The organism is Massilia alkalitolerans DSM 17462 (assembly GCF_000427785.1).
Taxonomy (GTDB): domain Bacteria; phylum Pseudomonadota; class Gammaproteobacteria; order Burkholderiales; family Burkholderiaceae_D; genus Telluria; species Telluria alkalitolerans.
In genome coordinates this window covers 1-16654 of sequence record NZ_ATYR01000010.1, presented here as the reverse complement: position 1 = coordinate 16654, position 16654 = coordinate 1, and the positions used below count along the sequence as shown (strand labels likewise).

Genomic DNA, 16654 nt, shown 5'->3' with positions numbered 1-16654 from the left:
TCGATGCCGGGTAGCCGATGACACAGCAGACGCCCAAGGCATTCGACTTCGGCGCGGAGCCCGAGCTTCCCGCCGAGCCGGCCGGCGCTTCGCCGGCGCCGCAGGCCTTCGATTTCGGCGAGGCCGAGCAGCCTGCTGCCGCGCCGCCGGCCGGCACTGGCCCACCGAAGGCGCTGTCCTTCGACGATCTCCCCGCGGCGCCGGCTTCCGCCGTACCCCCGAAAGCCGTGGCCAGGGTGCTGTTCGAGAGCGAGGATCATCCGGCGGTGCGCGATGCGCTGGCGATCGCGCTCGCCGACTATCCGGCCTTGTCCGAGCACGCCGGCCAGCGCCTCGCCGCGCTGTTTCGCCGCATCCTGCCGCTGAAGCTGCCGGTGGTCACGGAGTGGGCGGAAGGACCATTGATGGAGCAGGCCGCGCTGCTCCAGCCCATCACCGAGCTGGTGCTGAGATTCACCCAGATGGCGGTGCCCGCGCAGCTCGAGGCCGCACTGGAGAGCACCAGGGCGCCGGCAGGCGTGTTCGACAAGCTGTTCCGCCGCCCGAAGTCTCCTTCCCAGTACAAGACGGAGCTGGCTTCGAGCCGTGCGCAGCTGCTGCAGCTCATCGCGGACAGCGACGCCGCCGTGCGCGGGCTGGAGGAGTCGGCGCGCAACCTGGGCCTGCATGCGGCGGTGCTCGCCGTCGTGTCGAAGCTCGCGGGTGGCGCGACGGACGCGAGCCTGTCGGACGCCCTGGTGCAGCGACGCACCCTGATCCAGCAGGCGGTGCGCCAGGCCGAGCTGTCGATCCTGCAGATGGGGCAGGTGCGCCAGCAGGCCGCCGAGCTGGTCGGCCAGGTGTCGTCCTTCCTGACGGTGACCTTGCCGGCGCTGGAAATGGCGCAGGCGCAGAAGGGCAACTAGGGTTTCAGGCGCTCAGATCACACCCTGGGCCAGCATGGCGTCGGCCACTTTGACAAACCCGGCAATGTTCGCCCCATCCACATAACTGATGCTGCCGTCGGCGCGTTTGCCGTATTTCAGGCACGACGCATGGATGCCCTGCATGATTTGCAGCAGGCGGGCGTCAACTTCCTCGCTCGGCCAGGACAGGCGCGCCGCATTCTGGCTCATTTCAAGGCCGGATGTTGCGACGCCGCCGGCATTGCTGGCCTTGCCCGGCGCGTACAGCACGCCGGCCGCCTCGAACGCTTTTGCGGCCTCGATGGTCGAGGGCATGTTGGCCCCTTCGGCCACGCACAGGACGCCATTGCGGATCAGGACGGCGGCGTCGTCGGCATCCAGCTCGTTCTGGGTGGCGCAGGGCAGCGCCACGTCGACCGGAACATGCCACGGGCGCACGCCGGCTTCGAAGCGGGTGCCGGTGCGCTGGGCATAATCGCCGACGCGGCCGTACAGGTGGTTCTTCACCTCCATCAGGACGGCCAGCTTTTCGGTGGTAAAACCATCCATGTCGATCACCGTGCCGCTCGAATCGGACACCGTGACGACCCTGGCGCCCAGGGACAGCGCCTTTTCCACGGCGTACTGCGCCACGTTGCCCGAGCCGGACACGCTCACACGCAAACCCTCGAAGGAACGGCCGCGCGTCTTGAGCATCTCCTCGGCAAAGTACACGGTCCCGTAGCCGGTGGCTTCGGGGCGCATCAGCGAACCGCCGAAACTCAGGCCCTTGCCGGTGAACACGCAGTCGGCGCGATTGCTCAGCTTTTTCATCATGCCGGCCATGTAGCCGACTTCGCGCCCGCCGACGCCGATGTCGCCGGCCGGAACGTCGGTGTCGGCGCCGACATGGCGGAACAGCTCGCTCACGAAGGCCTGACAGAAGCGCATGACTTCGCCCGGACTCTTGCCCTTGGGATCGAAGTCGGAACCACCCTTGCCGCCGCCCATGGGCAGGGTGGTCAAGGCGTTCTTGAAGGTTTGTTCGAAGGCGAGGAACTTCAGTACCGACAGCGTGACGGAGGGATGGAAACGCAACCCGCCTTTATACGGGCCGATCGCCATGCTGTGCTGGATCCGGTAGCCGCGGTTTACCTGCACCTGTCCATGGTCGTCCACCCACGAGACCCGGAACATCACCACGCGATCAGGCTCGACCAGGCGGTCGAGCAGGCCTTGCTCGGCATACCTGGGATGCTGTTCGATGAAGGGCCACAGGCTCTCCATGACTTCGGTGACGGCCTGCAGGAATTCAGGCTGGCCGGGATTGCGGTCGGCAACGTGCTGCAAAAACTGATGTACGGACAGGTATTTCATGTGGTTTCCAAGATCGAGAATGTCTGAGTCCAGGCAGCTCCATCGACGACCAGCGTCGACGTGATGCACGGGAGCGGCGAGCGCGACGAAGCTCCGGCGCATTGCCGGTGGCTCGTCGTAGTGCGGCAGGCGTCACCTCGTGGGATCCGCCTCGCCGTATGGAGGGGTGGGTTGGCTACCCGAAGACAGAAACACCGATTTCATGGATCGGTGTCTCGATGTTGTTGTCGGCGCATGCGATGGATGCTCGCGCGCCAGGGGACTATGGTAGCAGAAGCGGCTGCGCGGGGCGATGGGTGCAAGGGCAAGGTCGAGCGCCGGGCAGGAACGTTCCTGAACAGCCCCGAGGCAAGAGAGTATTGTTAAAATTCGCTTTGGTTTTTTAACGTCCCTCTGCAGGAGTACACAAATCCTACGTCTTTTGATCAATGCGGCGATACGTACGCCCAAGCTAACGCTCGCCATTGCCTTGCTGCTGCTGGCAGCCCTGGCCGCTACGATGACCTATACCGGTTTCCTGGTCGTTGGAGTGCTGGCCGCTTATCTCGGCACGGGCCGGTTCCTGGCAGGACTCCTCCTAGCCGTCGTATTTGCAAGATTTCCCTGGATAAGCAAGGGCAAGCTGCGCATCGTCGGCCTCTTGCCCAAACCTGTGCGCCGGCCACTCATCGCCGGCATACTCGCACTGTGCTTGCTGAACTTCCTGTGGCTGGGTGACAGCGTGTCCGCGATATTCACGGGCTTTACCCTGGCGTTTCTTCTGGGCTATCCCTGGTTGAGGCGAGTTATGTTCGACCGGATCGTCGCGTCCGTCACCAGGTTCACCGGCCGACAGCCGGCCAACAAGACCGATGACATGGTCATCGACGGTGAATTCAGGGAAAAGAAGGATTGAAGGTTTGAACAAAAACGCCACCCGAAGGTGGCGCTTTTGCTGTACGGCTGAGTTTTGGTGACAGCACTACAGCGCGATGTCAGGCACTTTTTTCACTTGCCCAGGTTGAACGACGGCAGCCGCGCCTGGAACGAAGTTCTCCAGGCTTGGCGGCGCGATCGTCAGCTGCAGTGTTTCAGCAGTGCTTGCCCAGGTGGCCGCCAGCAGTTGCACATTTTCATTCAGCTTTTTCCCATAAGACGGAACGATGTCGCGAATTTTTTCCTGCCAGGCGGCGGTCTTCATTTGATCAGGGAAAACTCTCTCCAGCAGCGACAGCATGATCGCCGGCGATGTAGAGCCACCTGGTGACGCTCCCAACAACGCAGACACCGAGCGATCTTCGGAAACCACCACTTCCGTACCAAGCTTCAGTACGCCACCCTTGCCGGGCACGTTCTTGATGATCTGCACACGCTGGCCAGCTTGCCATAGACGCCAGTCTTCGTCCTTTGCCTCGGGCATGTAGTGACGCAGCGCCGCCATTTTTTCTTCTTTGGACAGCTGCAACTGCTGCGCGAGATATTTTACAAGTGCAAACTCATGAGCGCCGACTTGAAGTTGCGGAATGATATTGGAGGGCGTGGTTGCCTTCACGATATCGGAATACGCCCCATTCTTGAGGAATCTGGTGGACCAGGTAGCGAATGGCCCGAACAGCAGTACCGTTTTACCGTCCAGCACGCGAGTATCCAGATGCGGCACCGACATCGGTGGCGAACCCGTATCCGCCAGGCCGTACACTTTGGCCAGATGGCGCGAGGCAATTGCCGGATTCTCGGTGACGAGGAATTCGCCGCCGACCGGGAAGCCAGCATACTGTTTCGCTTCAGGAATACCCGTTAACTGCAGCAGCGGCAATGCTGCGCCACCTGCACCGATAAAGACGTGGCGCGCATCGACCGTCTGGACTTTGGAACTGTCGTTGACGTCGAACGCCGACACACGCCAGGATCCATCCTCGTTGCGCGTGATCGAGCGGACCTCGTACCCGGTCGAGATCTTGCTGCCCACAGTCTGGCTGAGATGCTTGTAGAACTGGCGGGTAATCGCGCCCAGGTTGACGTCTGTGCCGAGCGGCGAACGGGTGGCGGTAACCATTTCGTCCGGTTTGCGGCCTTCCATCATGAGCGGAATCCACTGGGCAATCTTGGCCGGATCGGTAGTCAATTCCATGCCGGCAAATAGCGGCGATGCCTTCAAGGCCGCGACGCGCTTGTGCATGAAGTCCCGGTTCTCCTTGCCGAACACCAGATTCATGTGAGGCGTCGAGTTGATGAACTCGCGCGGATTGCCCAGCACGCCCTTGCGCACTTGATGCGACCAGAACTGGCGCGAGATCTGGAAGCTCTCGTTGATCTCGATCGCCTTGGCAATATGCACTTGCCCTTTATCGTCCATCGGGGTGTAGTTCAGTTCGCAGAGCGCCGAGTGACCTGTGCCCGCGTTGTTCCAGCCATTGGAACTTTCTTCAGCAACTTTGTCCAAACGTTCGAACACTTCAAAGGTCCATGTTGGCTCCAGTTCCGACAGATAGACACCAAGCGTCGCGCTCATGATGCCACCGCCGATCAGCAGCACGTCAACCGCGCGATCTGCCTTGGCGGCACGGAACTGCCCCCCGAATGCAAGTGAGTAGCCGCCGGCCAAGGCTGCGGCGCCGACAGCGGTTCCCATAAACTTGCGCCGGGAGAAGCGCTTGCTGCTGGCAGGCGCTGCTGGATTCTTGCTGGTTTCTTGACTCATTGCGATGAGTCCTCCTGAGAAAAATTGAATGCGACAGGGCGCCGTCGTTCAAAGACGGTGCGCAGACGCGAGCTGACGTATTCGGGTTGACTTTTCTATCAATGGCGAAGTGGTGCTTGTATTCCCTGTTCTTGGAAACTACTGTTTCGCATTGAGCAGAATTCTTTCCAGCGCATGCTTGAAGGCCAGCGCTTCCTGTTCGCTGAACCCATTGAGCAACTGCGCGTAGACCTTGTGGAGCGCCGCGTTGATGTGCGGGCAGAGCGCGACGCCTTTATCGGTCAGGACAACATTGACCTGGCGACGGTCTTCCAAGTCGCGCACCCTGCGGACGATCCCCTTGGCTTCCAGGCGGTCCAGTAGACGCGACATTGGGCCAGGCTCGATCCCGGCCAGCTGACAAAACTCGTTGACGGTGCGGGCGCCATGGCGCATTGCACTGATGACCACAACAAACTGCGACGCGGTCAGGCCCAGCGGCAGCATTTCCTTACCAAGCGCTGCAAACAACGCGTTGCGAGCTTGGCTGATCAGGTAACCAAACTGTTCATTGTTGGATTCTTCAAATGCAGCCATGGTCTGAAAACGGTTGAACTATATTTGCCTAGGCAAATATGGTCTATTGTGGATTCTCCGTAGGCAATAGTTAACGACCATGCCGAGGAATGGTCATGGCCTTGGAGGCCGGGAAAACGGGTAGTCAAGCGGAGATGCATGCCTGAACTTGGGAAGCTCGACACGACACCACGGGGAGTCGGCATCGAGAGCCGCTGTCTGGGGAGGGAGGAGATCGACACCGGGGAAGCACTATCCCGGAAACGAAAACGCCCACTTGCATGAGTGGGCGTTTCGTGAAGCAAATTCTTGGTGGCCCGGGGCGGAATCGAACCACCGACACAAGGATTTTCAATCCTCTGCTCTACCAACTGAGCTACCAGGCCAAGGGCTCGCATTCTAGCACATGGGTTGGCGCGGCGGTAGTGCCTGATTGAAATCAGGCTCATTCGCCCTGTTTGGTCGGCACCAGCCGGTTCATGTCCAGCCCCTGGGCGCGCAGCCGGCCGAGCAGGGCGTCGTAGGCGGCTGGGTCGACCTTCGGCGTGCGCGACAGGATCCACAGGTATTCGCGTTTCGGTTCGCTGACCGCGGCCAGCTGGTAGTCCGGGTCGAGGTCGATCACCCAGTAGTCGCCCCATACCATCGGCAGCCAGGACACGATGGCGGGCGCGAAGCGCACTTCCAGTTTCGGCGAGGTGGCCTCGCCGACCTGGCGCGCCACGGCCTTGGCGTCGTCGGTGCTGCCGTCGGCGCGCCGGCAGCGGTTGAGCACGTCCACGCGGCCGTCTTCGCGCAGGCTGTAGGTGGCAGTGGTGAAGCCGACGCACTTCTTCTGGAAGTCGTTTGGAAACTTCGCGATCTCGTACCAGGTGCCCATGTAGCGCTTGACGTCGAGCGCGGGAATCGTGGCCAGCGGTTTGGCGCCATCGGCTGCCTGGCCCGCGGCCTGGGCAGCGGGTGCGGACAAGATCAGCAGGGACAGCATCGGAGCAAGCAGGGAGGTTTTCATCGGCGTTCCCGTGAATGGTCGAGCTCCGATGGTAGCCGAAGGAGGCGCCGCCCCGCCGTACGCCAACGCACGGACTAGGCGCGCGCGGCGGCGCGCTCGGCGTGGCGGCGTTCGAGTTCCAGCCGGGCGGCCTTGCGCCCCTTGGCTTCCTCGAAGCGGCGGTGTTCGTCGTCGTTAGCGGGCTGCAAGGGCGGCACCGCCACCGGCTTGCGGTCGTCGCCCACCGCCACCATCGTGAAGAAGCAGCTGTTCACGTGGCGCACCACCTTCGAACGGATGTCCTCGGCGATCACCTTGATCCCGATCTCCATCGAGCTGCGGCCGGCATAGTTCACCGAGGCCAGGAAGGTCACCAGCTCGCCGACGTGGATCGGCTGGCGGAAGGTGACCTGGTCCACGCTCATCGTGACCACGTAGCGGCCGGCATAGCGGCTGGCGCAGGCATAGGCCACCTGGTCGAGCAGCTTGAGGATGGTGCCGCCGTGGACGTTACCGGAGAAATTGGCCGTGTCAGGAGTCATCAGGACCGTCATCGACAGCTGGTGGGAAGGCAGGTTCATGCAGGGCTCGACAGAAGTAAGGATGACGCTATGGTGCGCCAGAATCGCCGGGCCGGCAATGCCGGCCGGCGGGGTTCAGAACTCTTCCCACTCCTCTTCGGCGGCCTTGCGCTCCGCACCCGGGGGCGGGGCAGGGCGGGCGGCAGGCTTGGCACGCGCGGCCGGAGGCGCGGATGCGGCGGGTTTGGTGGGAGGGGGGACTGTCCTGGCGATGCGCGGCGCGTCGTCCTTGCGTGGCGCGGCCTCGGCGGCCAGCTTGAAGACCGCGACCAGCTGCGCCAGGCGCGCGGCTTCTTCCTTCATCGATTCGGTCGCGGCCGCCGATTCCTCCACCAGCGTGGCGTTCTGCTGGGTGACGCTGTCCATGTCGGACACCGCGCGGTGCACCTGCTGGATGCCGCTCGCCTGTTCCTTGCTCGAGTCGACGATCTCGCCCATGATCGCGGTCACCCGGCCGATGCTGTCGACGATGCCGTTCATGGTGGCGCCGGCGCGGCCGGCCAGGTCGGCGCCCTGGGACACGCGCAGCGTCGAGTCGTCGATCAGTTCCTTGATCTCCTTCGCGGCCGCCGCCGAGCGCTGGGCCAGGCTGCGCACCTCGCCGGCCACCACGGCGAATCCGCGTCCCTGTTCGCCGGCGCGCGCCGCTTCCACCGCGGCGTTCAGGGCCAGGATATTGGTCTGGAAGGCGATGCCGTCGATGACGCCGATGATGTCGACGATGCGCGCCGACGAGGCGTTGATCGCACCCATGGTGTCCACCAGCTGGCCCACCATGGCGCCGCCCTGCTGCGCGACCGTCGAGGCGGCCACCGCGAGGCCGTTCGCTTCCTCGGCGCTGGCGGCGCTGTGCTGGACCGCGTGCGCCAGCTCGTTCATCGAGGAGGCGGTCTGCTCCAGCGCGGCCGCCTGGCTCTCGGTACGGCGCGACAGCTCCTGGGCCTCGCTCGCCATTGCATCCACCGAGGCGCCGATGGTCGAAGTGCCGTCGCGCACCTGGCCGACGATCTGCGCCAGGCTGTCGCGCATGCGCAGCAAGGCATACAGCACGCTGGACTGGTCGCCCGGCCGCAGCGCGACCCGCACATCCAGCTTGCCGGCGGCGATCTCGCCCGCCACGCGCGCCGCCTCGGCCGGTTCGCCGCCCAGGCGCCGGAACAGCGCGCGCGCGAACAGCATGGATGCCGCGATACTGCCGGCAAGCGTCACCAGGCACAGGCTCACCAGCATGGTGGTGCTGGCGGCGGCGCCATCCAGCGCCTCCTGCGCCATGGTGTCGATGGCCTTGTGCTGCAGCGCCTGCAGCGCCGTCACCTTGTCCAGGTAGAGCTGGGTGGCCGGCACGAATTCGCGCTCGTACTGGGCCATTGCCTCGCCAGCCTGGCCGTCGGCCTTCAGTTTCATCACCCGGTCGCGGGTCTCGATGTAGCGCCCGCGCGCCTCGGCGATGGCCTGGAACAGCGCCTGTTCCTCCGGCGTGTCGAGCAGTTCGCCGACCTTGTCCTGCAGGACGCTGGTGCGCTGGCTCGACTCGAGGCTTTCGGCCGCGAAGGCCTTGGCCAGTTCCGGATCGCTCGAACGGGCGACCGCGGCGGTGCGCTTGGCCGACACCGAGGTGTTGAGCAGCCATTGCGAAGCCAGGCGCTCCTTGACCAGCGGACGCCGGGTGAACGCTTCGGTTTCCTCGGACATGAGCTGCAGGCGCCAGATGGCGACCGCAGTGGCAAGGGTCGAGATGATGATGACGAACGCAAACACGATGCGTAACTGGGCGCGGACACTGGACATGGCGTTGGACACTGCGTCTCCCGGTGGCTGGTGGGCTCCATGCCGGTGCGGCCTGTCCCGGTATGGGGCGGCCGGCGGCACGTCGATGAAGCGCGCCCTGGTGTCAGGACGCAATCCATTAAGTTAGAGCAAAATATGGACCAGAAGTAATGAAGCGGATCAAAGTTTACGCGAGCTATGTTTCATAACAATTTCCGCATATAGAAGGCTGATTTAAATCGTTCTCCAAGGCCGGCAAAGCAGGTAGGCTCGGCACATGAACAGCGAATTCCCGACCACATCCGGCTCCGTGCAGTGGCACCTGGGCCCCATCATCGACGCGCTGCGCACCTCGCGCGAATCCACCCACAACATCCGCCACCAGGGGCGCGTGCGCGAGCTGCCCTCGCGCGAAGTCCTCACCCAGGTGGTGGGCGGCGTCTCGGCGGCGCTGTTTCCGACCCATTACGGACGGCCCGACCTGAACGACGAGAGCATCGACTACTTCGTCGGCGATACGCTCAACGTCACGCTCGACCGTCTGGTGGGGCAGGTGCGGCGCGCGCTGCGCTTCGCCCCCCAGTTCGAGGAGGCCGACGAGGTCACCCTGGCGGAGCACGCGCAGGCGATCACGCGCGAGTTCGCCGCCAGCCTGCCAGGCATCCGTGCGCTGCTGGTGTCGGACGTGCAGGCCGCGCTGGCCGGCGACCCGGCCGCCAGCTCGGTGGCCGAGATCATGCTGTGCTATCCGGGTACCATCGCCATCCTCTACCACCGGCTGGCGCACTGCCTGCACCGCCTCGGCGTGCCCTTCCTGGCGCGCCTGATCGCCGACATCGGCCATTCGCTGACCGGCATCGACATCCACCCCGCGGCGCACATCGGCGGCAGCTTCTTCATCGACCACGGCACCGGCGTCGTCATCGGCGAGACCGCCATCATCGGCGAGCGGGTGCGCCTGTACCAGGCCGTGACCCTGGGCGCCAAGCGCTTCCCGGTGGACGCCAGCGGCGCACTGGTCAAAGGAGCACCACGCCATCCGATCGTCGAGGACGACGTGGTCATCTACGCCGGGGCCACGATACTGGGACGCATCACGGTGGGCGCCGGCTCGACCATCGGCGGCAATGTCTGGCTGACCCAGAGCGTCCCCCCGGGCAGCAACGTGTCGCAGGCGCAGTCGCGCAATACCTGACGCAGGGTACCTGAACCTGAGCAGGGCCCGGTAAGCGCAGCATGGCTTTGCTATCATGCTGCGATGTCTATCCTGCTCGTACCCGGCTACATGGCCGACGAAGCGCTCTGGGACGACGTGGCCGGGCCGCTCGGGAAATTCGGGCCGCTCATGCACGCGGACTTGCGCCATGATTCCTCCATCGAAGCGATGGCCGGCCGCGCGCTCGCCGATGCCCCTTGCAGCTTCATCCTGGTCGGCTTCTCGATGGGCGGCTATGTCGCCCGCGAGATCGCGCGCCTGGCGCCCGAGCGGGTGCGCGCGCTGGTGCTGGTCGCCACCTCCACGCGCCCCGATACGCCTTCGCTGCGGCAGAGCCGCGGCACGGTCGGCAAGGCCGCGGCCTCGGTCGCCTTCTCGGGCCTGAGCAAGACCGCGATCGCCACCTCGCTGCACCCGAAACACGCCGCCAACGAGGCCCTGATCGAACGGGTGCGCGCGATGGGCGTGCGCCTGGGCGGCGAGGTGTTCCGGCGCCAGTCGGCGATCGTGCGTACCAGCGACCGCGAGCGGCTGATCGACATCCGCTGCCCGACCCTGGTGATTGCGGCGGGACAGGACCGGCTGCGTTCACGCGAGGAAGCCGAGGAGATGCATGCCGGGATTCCCGGCGCCGAATTCGCTGTCATCGAGGACAGCGGCCACATGGTGCCGATCGAGGCCCCGCAGGCACTGCTCGCGATCGTCGAGCCCTGGCTGCAGAAAGTGACGTCAGCCTAGGCCATCGCGGAAGCCGACCAGGCGCGCAGGCCGCGGATCGCCTCTTCCTTGAGCTTGGCCTCGATCTCGATGTAGGGCGCCGCCAGGTAGGACGAGGGCATCACCTCGATCAGGTCGGCATGCTGGCGGTCGTTGAAGCCTTCGCGGCCGTTCGAGATGTGCACCAGCTGGTGCGCGGGATCGGCCCAGGTTTCCCTGGCCTTGAGCAGCATGGCGCCCACGCTGGGGTCTTCGTAGCTGTCCAGCTTGTCGTGCACCACGTGGTGGTGCGCATCGAAGACCATCGGCACGCCGGCGCGCATGCAGATCTCGTAAATTTCCTGAGCGCCATACGCATATTCGTCGTTCTCCAGCCCCAGGCGGCAGCGGATCGCGTCCGGCAGCAGGGCGATGCGCTCGACCAGCGCGTCGGCGCGATTGCCCTTGCCGCCATGGATCTCGAGCAGGGCCCATGGCGAGCGCGGCTGCTCAAGCAGGTCCATGATGTCGGCGTGCATCTGCAGGATCTTGACGCTGTTCGCCACCACGCCTTCCGAATCCGAATTCAGCACCACGAACTGGTCCGGGTGCATCACCAGCCGGATGCCGCGTTCCAGCGCACGCCGGCCCGAGCGGCCCAGGGTCGTCGCGAAGGGCGCCAGCACCTCGCGCCCGATGTCTTCGTCGGCGAAGGGGAAAATCGAGGAGGGCAGGCGGTACAGGCGGATGCCCTCGCCCTCGCAGTAGCGCAGCGCCTTGTCCAGGGTCTGGATGTTGTCGCGGTACAGGTCTTCGAGCAGCTTGCGCTGGGCGTCCAGGCTGTGCTCGAGCAGGCGCTTGCGCGTGACCGTGCGGTAGCGGACGTCTTTCGATGCGGTGATGCAGACGAGGCCGAGGTTCGGTTGCATGGTGTCCCGTGATGTGGTGATGGCGCGTCCCAGTCTATCCAAATCAGGTTTCCCGGCGCGTTCGCTTAGGGGTTTCGGACCATGTTCCCGGGACAGCTCAGGGACAAGCTGACGGGTCAGCGCGGGCGGCCGAACACCTGGGTCCAGTAGACGATGCCGCTGCGTTTTTCCGCCGCGACACCGTAGGCCGCGCCCATCTCGGTAAAGCCCGGGTTCATGATGTTGGCGCAGTGCCCCGGGCTGTCGAGCCAGCCGGCGATGGCTTCGTCAGGGGTGCTCTGGCCGAAGGCGATGTTCTCGCCGACCCGCTGCCAGGCATAGCCGGCCCGCGTCGCGCGGTCGGCCGGCATGCTGCCGTCCTTGGCCTTGTGGCCGAAGTAGCGCCGCGCGGCCATGTCGCGGCTATGGGACAGCGCGGCTTCGCCCAGCTGCGGGTTCCAGGTCACGGGCGGCGCCGCGGCGAACTGCCGGTTGCCGCAGCTGCGCGCGCTGGCCCGGGCCGCATTCACGCCGGCCAGGATGGCCTTGCCGGCCTCGTGCCAGTCCGGAAAGGACTCGGACGGCAGCGGCGGCGCCGGACGGGCCAGGATCACGGTCCATTCCTTACCCTCGCGGTAACTGCCGACGGCCGAGAAGCGGGTGTCGAGCAGGGTGCGGCAATATTTTTCCTGCAGCACCGTCATCGCTTCCGCCGGGGTTTCCGGACCGTTGACGCTGACCGATACGGCGCGCTCGGCGGCAAAGCCGGCCTGCTCGAGCGCCAGCTCGATGAAGGTGCCGGGGCCGATGCGCACCCGCGCCAGCGCCGGGTGCGCCACCAGCGCCGCGGCCGGCGCGGCCGCGCGCCCCGCGCAGCTGCCCGGCGCGCTGCGGTAGGCATTGACCAGGGTAGTGAGCTGCTCGGCGCCATAGCTTGGTGCGGGCACGGCAGTCGCCATGCCGGGCCACGCGGCTAGCGCGAGCAGGAGGGGCAGCGCGGCGCGTCCCGCAAGGCAGGCAGGCCGGCGCGAAAGAAATGGCAGAGTCAGGAAATTCGTTGGCAAGATCAACCCCAGGCGCAAGCGACCATGTATCGATAGGCAATTGACAGGAAACTAAGCCGCCCCCAAAGCAAAAACGCCGACCACAGGTCAGCGTTTTCGAAGCCGGAAAGACGGGGTGACGCATCTGTCCGATGCACCCACTATAGCAGCGCCACCTGCGCCTGCAAAGCGCCACGCTGTAACAAGCCGCTACAGGCGCGTCAGCGGCGGGCCGCCCGGCTCGCCCAGCCAGGTGGTCTCGAAGCGCTTGCGCGCCGCCGCCAGCGCAGGCTTGTCGCCTCGCTTCTGGTAGACCTCGATCAGGCCGCGCAAGGCCCAGCCATTGCTCGGCGTGCGCGCCAGCGAATCGCGGAAGACCTGTTCGGCGGCCTCGAGCTGGCCGGTGCGCAGCAGTACCGCGCCCAGCGACTGGCGCACCGGGTAATACCAGTAGGGCGGCTCCATGTAGGGCAGGCCGTCCTGCACCGCGATCGCTTCACGGTAGGCGTTGATGGCCTCGGGCGCATTGCCGCGGGCATCGGCCAGCCGTCCGCGTGCGACCGCGCGCGCCGTCTGCACGATCTCGCGCGCCGGGATGTTCCATTCCGCGATCGGCTTGAAGTCCGCGGTGCGCTCGAGGCGTTCGAGCGCCGCGATTTCGCGGGCGCCTTCGGCCTGCATGCCCTTGCGCGCGAAGCCGACGGCGCGGGCGTAGTGCCACATCGCCTTGACCAGCACGAAGTCGGGACCGGGGTCGGGCAGCGCCACCAGCGTGTCCGGCGAGCTGAACTGCACATGCGAGAAATAGGGCGCGGACTTTACCGGCTGCAGGCTGGGAAAGCCCTTGAGCAGCTCGGGGCTGATTGATTTGTCGAGCTTGCCTGCCGCCTCGAGCGCCGTGCGGCCGTCGCCGCCCATCAGGGCCGACACCATCACGAAATGGATGTTGTGCGGATAGTAGGCGCCGCGGTAGACCGGGTCGCTCGGCGAGCGCGCGAAGTATTGCTCGTCGGCAGCAATCGCCTCGCGGTTCGACTCCAGCGCCTCGCGGTACATGCCGAGCCGGTAATAGATGTGCGAAGGCATGTGGACGACGTGTCCGGCCCCCGGGATCTGCCGGGCCAGCACCCTGGCCGCCGGCAGCGCCCGTTCCGGCTGGCTCGAGGCTTCGACCGCGTGGATGTAGTAGTGGGCGGCGCCCGGGTGGTTCGGGTTGCGCTCCAACACGCGCTCGAGGGCGGCCACCAGGTCGGCGCTGCGGTTCTTGGGCTGGGTGCCGCCGGCCTGCCAGTAATCCCAGGGCGACAGGTCCATCAGCGATTCCGCATACAGCACCTGGATGGTGTCGTTGTTCGGGAAGGCGCGCGCAGCCTCGCCCATGGCATCGGCATAGGCCTTGTCGAGCGGTGTGCGGTCGGCGGGCGGCTCGGCCTGGTAGCGGCGCGCGACGGCGCGGATCAGGGCCTGTTCCGGCGGCGTGGTCTTGCCTGCCAGCGACACCGCGCGCGCGGCGGCGGCGGCGGCAGGCCCGGCGGCTTCCGGGAACATGGGTGCGTTGATGTTCGGGCCCAGCACCAGCGCCTCGCCCCAGTAGCACATGGCGCAGCCGGGATCGTGCTGCTGCGCCGCGCGGAAGGCGCGCGCGGCCTCGGCATGGTTGAAGGCGAAAGTCAGGCGCATGCCCTGGTCGAAATAGGCCTGGGCGCGCTGGCTGCCGGTGGTGACCGGGACGTGCAGGCTGCCGAGGTTGGCATACAGGGGCGGGGCGGCCTCGCTTGTCGTCTTGCCCTGGGTCGGCACTGTCTGGCCCGGCTTGAACGGCGTCGTCTCCGCCTGGGCGAGCACGAGGCGCTCGAGCAGCGGCGGCCGGCCGGTACGCGCCGGGGTGCAGACGGCGCCGGGTGCGAACAGGGGATCGAAGGCCTGCGTGCCAGTGCCGCGCTCGTTCGGAGCGGGGCCGGCCGTGGCCAGGGAAAGGGCTGCCAGGGCTGCAAGCGCGGCTGCCCCGCTTGCGCCCATGATGGTGAGGATGCGTGCGGGTCTCATCGTTTCCCCCGGTATGGCGACACTGGCGTTTTGTTTTGACGCGGCGCCTGGGCATCAAGTTCTGGAGCGCGGGCAGGCACCGTTCCTTGTTTGCGCGGGATCAAAGTTCATACGGGCGTCATACAGGATTGTTAAGCTAAATTTCTTAACGGAAATTCTGCAGGCGCTTGTTGCACTTAGGACTGAAGTGTTTGCCTTTTGGAGCCGACGGGAACACAATTAGATTCCTGTAATAAACACAGCACGGGACCAGCCCGGCAGGCACCGCAAGGGGCAAACGCAGCGCATCCAGCAAGGAAGTCGAGGCACCATGACGCAAGCCATGTCGTTGTACAGGAATCACGTCCTGCTCCTATCGCAGAGTTTCTTCATCAAGGACAACCGGGCCGAGCTGCTACTGCACGCCCATAAATACGACTTCGACATCCTGTTCTTCGACGACGTGTCGCGCTTCGTCAAGGCGGTGGCCGGGGATGGCGGCGACAACCTGTACGTGATCGACCTCGATGCCCTGCACAACATGCAGGCCGACATGCCGGAGGGGCGCCGCACCCTGATGCTGGGCGAGCTGCTGCAGCGCCTGCCCGCCGACCACCGCTATGTCTACCTGCAGAGCGCGCGCCAGGGCAGCCGTTTCCTGCTGCAGCAGCGCCTGGTCGACAGCAACTGCCTGGCCTATGCCGAAAAGCCGATCCCCAACGACGTGTTCGTCGACAAGCTGTTCAACCTGTTCATGCAGAAGAAGCGCGGCGACCCGGTGCGCATGGTCGTGCTGGGCGAGGTGCCGGGACTGGACGAGGCACAGCTAGCGCAGCACAGCGTCGAAGTGATCCGCCATCCGGACGCGTACACCCTGCACCTGCGGGTGAAGGAACTGCAGCCCGATCTGGTCCTGGTGACCGATGGCGAATACCTGCGCACCGAAGCCATCGTGCGGGTGCTGCAAAGGAATATCGAGGCCGACCCGGTGCGCGAGATCGCCCTGCTGCAGTGCCGTCCGGATCCGGCGCTGGCCCGGCGCGCGCTGGCCGACGGCTTCGACGCCGTGCTGGCGAACGGCGAGCCCGGCTTGCTGGAAGCCCAGCTGGTGAACCGTAGCAACAAGATCCGCATCAACAAGGACCTGATCGGGAAGGACCGCGCCACCGGCCTGCTCAACAAGGTCGGCCTGCAGAAGAAGGCGCAGGCGCTGGTGCGGCGCGCCGCCCAGGAGGGCTCCGAACTGGCCTTCGGCGTCATCGACATCGACAAGTTCAAGACCATCAACGACACCTGGGGACACCACTTCGGCGACATCGTGATCAAGCGCCTGTCCCTGCTTCTCGCGCCGCAGCTGGGCGAATGGGACCTGCTCAGCCGCTTCGGCGGCGAGGAGTTCGTCGTGGTGTTCTGGGATTGCAGCCGGGAGGAGGGCAGGCGCCGCCTGGACGCCATGCGCCAGGCCTTCTGTGCCATCCCCTTCGAAGTCGGCCCCGGCGACCTGCGCCATTTTTCCTTCAGCGGCGGGGTGGCGGCCTATCCGGAGTGCCGCAGCGAGAACGAACTGTTCCTGCGTGCGGATGCCATGCTCTACGTGGCGAAGCAGGGCGGGCGCAACCGGATCTGCGCGGAGGAAGCCGGCCTGCAGTGCGCTTGAGGCGCAGGCAATAAAAAAGGCGCTGTCCTCCTTAGCTATGGATGACTCCGAACGCGAGACGCAGCAATTGCTCCACCGTCGTGATCCGTCCACCATCGAGCGCCCGACGCCAGCCCAGGTAGTTCGGCAGGTAGCGCGAAGCTACTCCGCGGAAGCGGCTCAACCATTGCCGGAAGCGCTGGTGATAGGCGTTCACATTCTGCACATGGATGGCGCCGGCAACGCCGCTGCGTACCCGCACGCCGGCACGCAGGTTCACCGCCTGGTGCGCAAT

The 16654-nt window shown here is 65.4% G+C and carries 14 protein-coding genes, 1 tRNA gene and 1 pseudogene; 5 read left to right on the top strand and 11 right to left on the bottom strand.

Annotated elements, in window-relative coordinates; all coding sequences use genetic code 11:
• The first annotated feature begins 17 nt into the window (after positions 1 to 17).
• Complete coding sequence (locus YWC_RS0112030; protein WP_027865597.1) at positions 18 to 905, top strand: hypothetical protein; 888 nt, start codon at positions 18 to 20, stop codon at positions 903 to 905.
• Between the two features lie 12 nt (positions 906 to 917).
• On the opposite strand, the gene gdhA is transcribed toward YWC_RS0112030, so the two are convergent.
• Positions 918 to 2261: an NADP-specific glutamate dehydrogenase gene (gene gdhA, locus YWC_RS0112025; protein ID WP_027865596.1), complete on the bottom strand. Its 1344-nt coding sequence runs from the start codon at positions 2259 to 2261 to the stop codon at positions 918 to 920.
• Positions 2262 to 2730: 469 nt separating this feature from the next.
• On the opposite strand from gdhA, the gene YWC_RS0112020 reads away from it, so the two are divergent.
• On the top strand, positions 2731 to 3156 hold the full coding sequence (locus tag YWC_RS0112020) for a hypothetical protein (protein ID WP_156923621.1): 426 nt from the start codon (positions 2731 to 2733) through the stop codon (positions 3154 to 3156).
• Positions 3157 to 3222: 66 nt separating this feature from the next.
• Here YWC_RS0112020 and mqo read toward each other — a convergent pair whose 3' ends face one another.
• The 6 genes from mqo to YWC_RS0111990 all read right to left on the bottom strand — a co-directional run bounded on the left by mqo (position 3223) and on the right by YWC_RS0111990 (position 8868).
• On the bottom strand, positions 3223 to 4941 hold the full coding sequence (gene mqo, locus YWC_RS0112015; RefSeq protein WP_027865594.1) for a malate dehydrogenase (quinone): 1719 nt from the start codon (positions 4939 to 4941) through the stop codon (positions 3223 to 3225).
• A 138-nt stretch (positions 4942 to 5079) separates the two neighbouring features.
• Entirely contained in the window at positions 5080 to 5517 is a 438-nt protein-coding gene (locus YWC_RS0112010) for a MarR family winged helix-turn-helix transcriptional regulator (RefSeq protein WP_027865593.1), read from the bottom strand.
• 289 nt (positions 5518 to 5806) lie between these two features.
• Positions 5807 to 5882, bottom strand: a tRNA-Phe gene (locus tag YWC_RS0112005).
• A 59-nt stretch (positions 5883 to 5941) separates the two neighbouring features.
• The gene (locus YWC_RS0112000) at positions 5942 to 6508 is read right to left on the bottom strand and encodes a lipocalin family protein (protein WP_027865592.1); all 567 of its coding nucleotides are present in this window, start codon (positions 6506 to 6508) and stop codon (positions 5942 to 5944) included.
• Between the two features lie 74 nt (positions 6509 to 6582).
• On the bottom strand, positions 6583 to 7068 hold the full coding sequence (locus tag YWC_RS0111995) for an acyl-CoA thioesterase (protein WP_027865591.1): 486 nt from the start codon (positions 7066 to 7068) through the stop codon (positions 6583 to 6585).
• A gap of 75 nt (positions 7069 to 7143) precedes the next feature.
• Positions 7144 to 8868 carry a methyl-accepting chemotaxis protein gene (locus YWC_RS0111990; protein WP_027865590.1) on the bottom strand — a complete coding sequence of 575 codons (1725 nt, stop codon included), beginning with the start codon at positions 8866 to 8868 and terminating at the stop codon, positions 7144 to 7146.
• Positions 8869 to 9112: 244 nt separating this feature from the next.
• Here YWC_RS0111990 and epsC point away from each other — a divergent pair, with 244 nt between their 5' ends.
• Positions 9113 to 10030: a serine O-acetyltransferase EpsC gene (gene epsC, locus YWC_RS0111985; protein WP_027865589.1), complete on the top strand. Its 918-nt coding sequence runs from the start codon at positions 9113 to 9115 to the stop codon at positions 10028 to 10030.
• Between the two features lie 63 nt (positions 10031 to 10093).
• Entirely contained in the window at positions 10094 to 10789 is a 696-nt protein-coding gene (locus tag YWC_RS0111980; protein WP_027865588.1) for an alpha/beta fold hydrolase, read from the top strand.
• Here the strand turns inward: YWC_RS0111980 and uvsE are convergent.
• The 3 genes from uvsE to YWC_RS0111965 form a co-directional block, all read right to left on the bottom strand.
• The gene (gene uvsE / locus YWC_RS0111975) at positions 10786 to 11676 is read right to left on the bottom strand and encodes a UV DNA damage repair endonuclease UvsE (RefSeq protein WP_027865587.1); all 891 of its coding nucleotides are present in this window, start codon (positions 11674 to 11676) and stop codon (positions 10786 to 10788) included. The two genes, YWC_RS0111980 and uvsE, sit on opposite strands and share 4 nt — an antisense overlap.
• Positions 11677 to 11792: 116 nt before the next feature.
• Entirely contained in the window at positions 11793 to 12602 is an 810-nt protein-coding gene (locus YWC_RS0111970; RefSeq protein WP_229413084.1) for a CAP domain-containing protein, read from the bottom strand.
• A 306-nt stretch (positions 12603 to 12908) separates the two neighbouring features.
• Complete coding sequence (locus YWC_RS0111965; protein WP_027865585.1) at positions 12909 to 14744, bottom strand: tetratricopeptide repeat protein; 1836 nt, start codon at positions 14742 to 14744, stop codon at positions 12909 to 12911.
• A gap of 310 nt (positions 14745 to 15054) precedes the next feature.
• Between YWC_RS0111965 and YWC_RS0111960 the strand changes: the two genes are divergently transcribed.
• On the top strand, positions 15055 to 16380 hold the full coding sequence (locus YWC_RS0111960; protein ID WP_027865584.1) for a GGDEF domain-containing protein: 1326 nt from the start codon (positions 15055 to 15057) through the stop codon (positions 16378 to 16380).
• Positions 16381 to 16411: 31 nt separating this feature from the next.
• On the opposite strand, the pseudogene YWC_RS29160 reads toward YWC_RS0111960, so the two are convergent.
• A pseudogene (locus tag YWC_RS29160) lies at positions 16412 to 16654 on the bottom strand (IS1595 family transposase); the annotation flags it as partial.

Excerpts from the sequence above, each read along its gene's own strand:
- YWC_RS0112030 (WP_027865597.1), top strand. The coding sequence starts at position 18 with ATGACACAGCAGACGCCCAAGGCATTCGACTTCGGCGCGGAGCCCGAG.
- gdhA (WP_027865596.1), bottom strand. The coding sequence starts at position 2,261 with ATGAAATACCTGTCCGTACATCAGTTTTTGCAGCACGTTGCCGACCGC.
- mqo (WP_027865594.1), bottom strand. The coding sequence starts at position 4,941 with ATGAGTCAAGAAACCAGCAAGAATCCAGCAGCGCCTGCCAGCAGCAAG.
- YWC_RS0112010 (WP_027865593.1), bottom strand. The coding sequence starts at position 5,517 with ATGGCTGCATTTGAAGAATCCAACAATGAACAGTTTGGTTACCTGATC.
- YWC_RS0112000 (WP_027865592.1), bottom strand. The coding sequence starts at position 6,508 with ATGAAAACCTCCCTGCTTGCTCCGATGCTGTCCCTGCTGATCTTGTCC.
- YWC_RS0111995 (WP_027865591.1), bottom strand. The coding sequence starts at position 7,068 with ATGAACCTGCCTTCCCACCAGCTGTCGATGACGGTCCTGATGACTCCT.
- epsC (WP_027865589.1), top strand. The coding sequence starts at position 9,113 with ATGAACAGCGAATTCCCGACCACATCCGGCTCCGTGCAGTGGCACCTG.
- YWC_RS0111980 (WP_027865588.1), top strand. The coding sequence starts at position 10,094 with ATGTCTATCCTGCTCGTACCCGGCTACATGGCCGACGAAGCGCTCTGG.
- uvsE (WP_027865587.1), bottom strand. The coding sequence starts at position 11,676 with ATGCAACCGAACCTCGGCCTCGTCTGCATCACCGCATCGAAAGACGTC.
- YWC_RS0111965 (WP_027865585.1), bottom strand. The coding sequence starts at position 14,744 with ATGAGACCCGCACGCATCCTCACCATCATGGGCGCAAGCGGGGCAGCC.
- YWC_RS0111960 (WP_027865584.1), top strand. The coding sequence starts at position 15,055 with ATGACGCAAGCCATGTCGTTGTACAGGAATCACGTCCTGCTCCTATCG.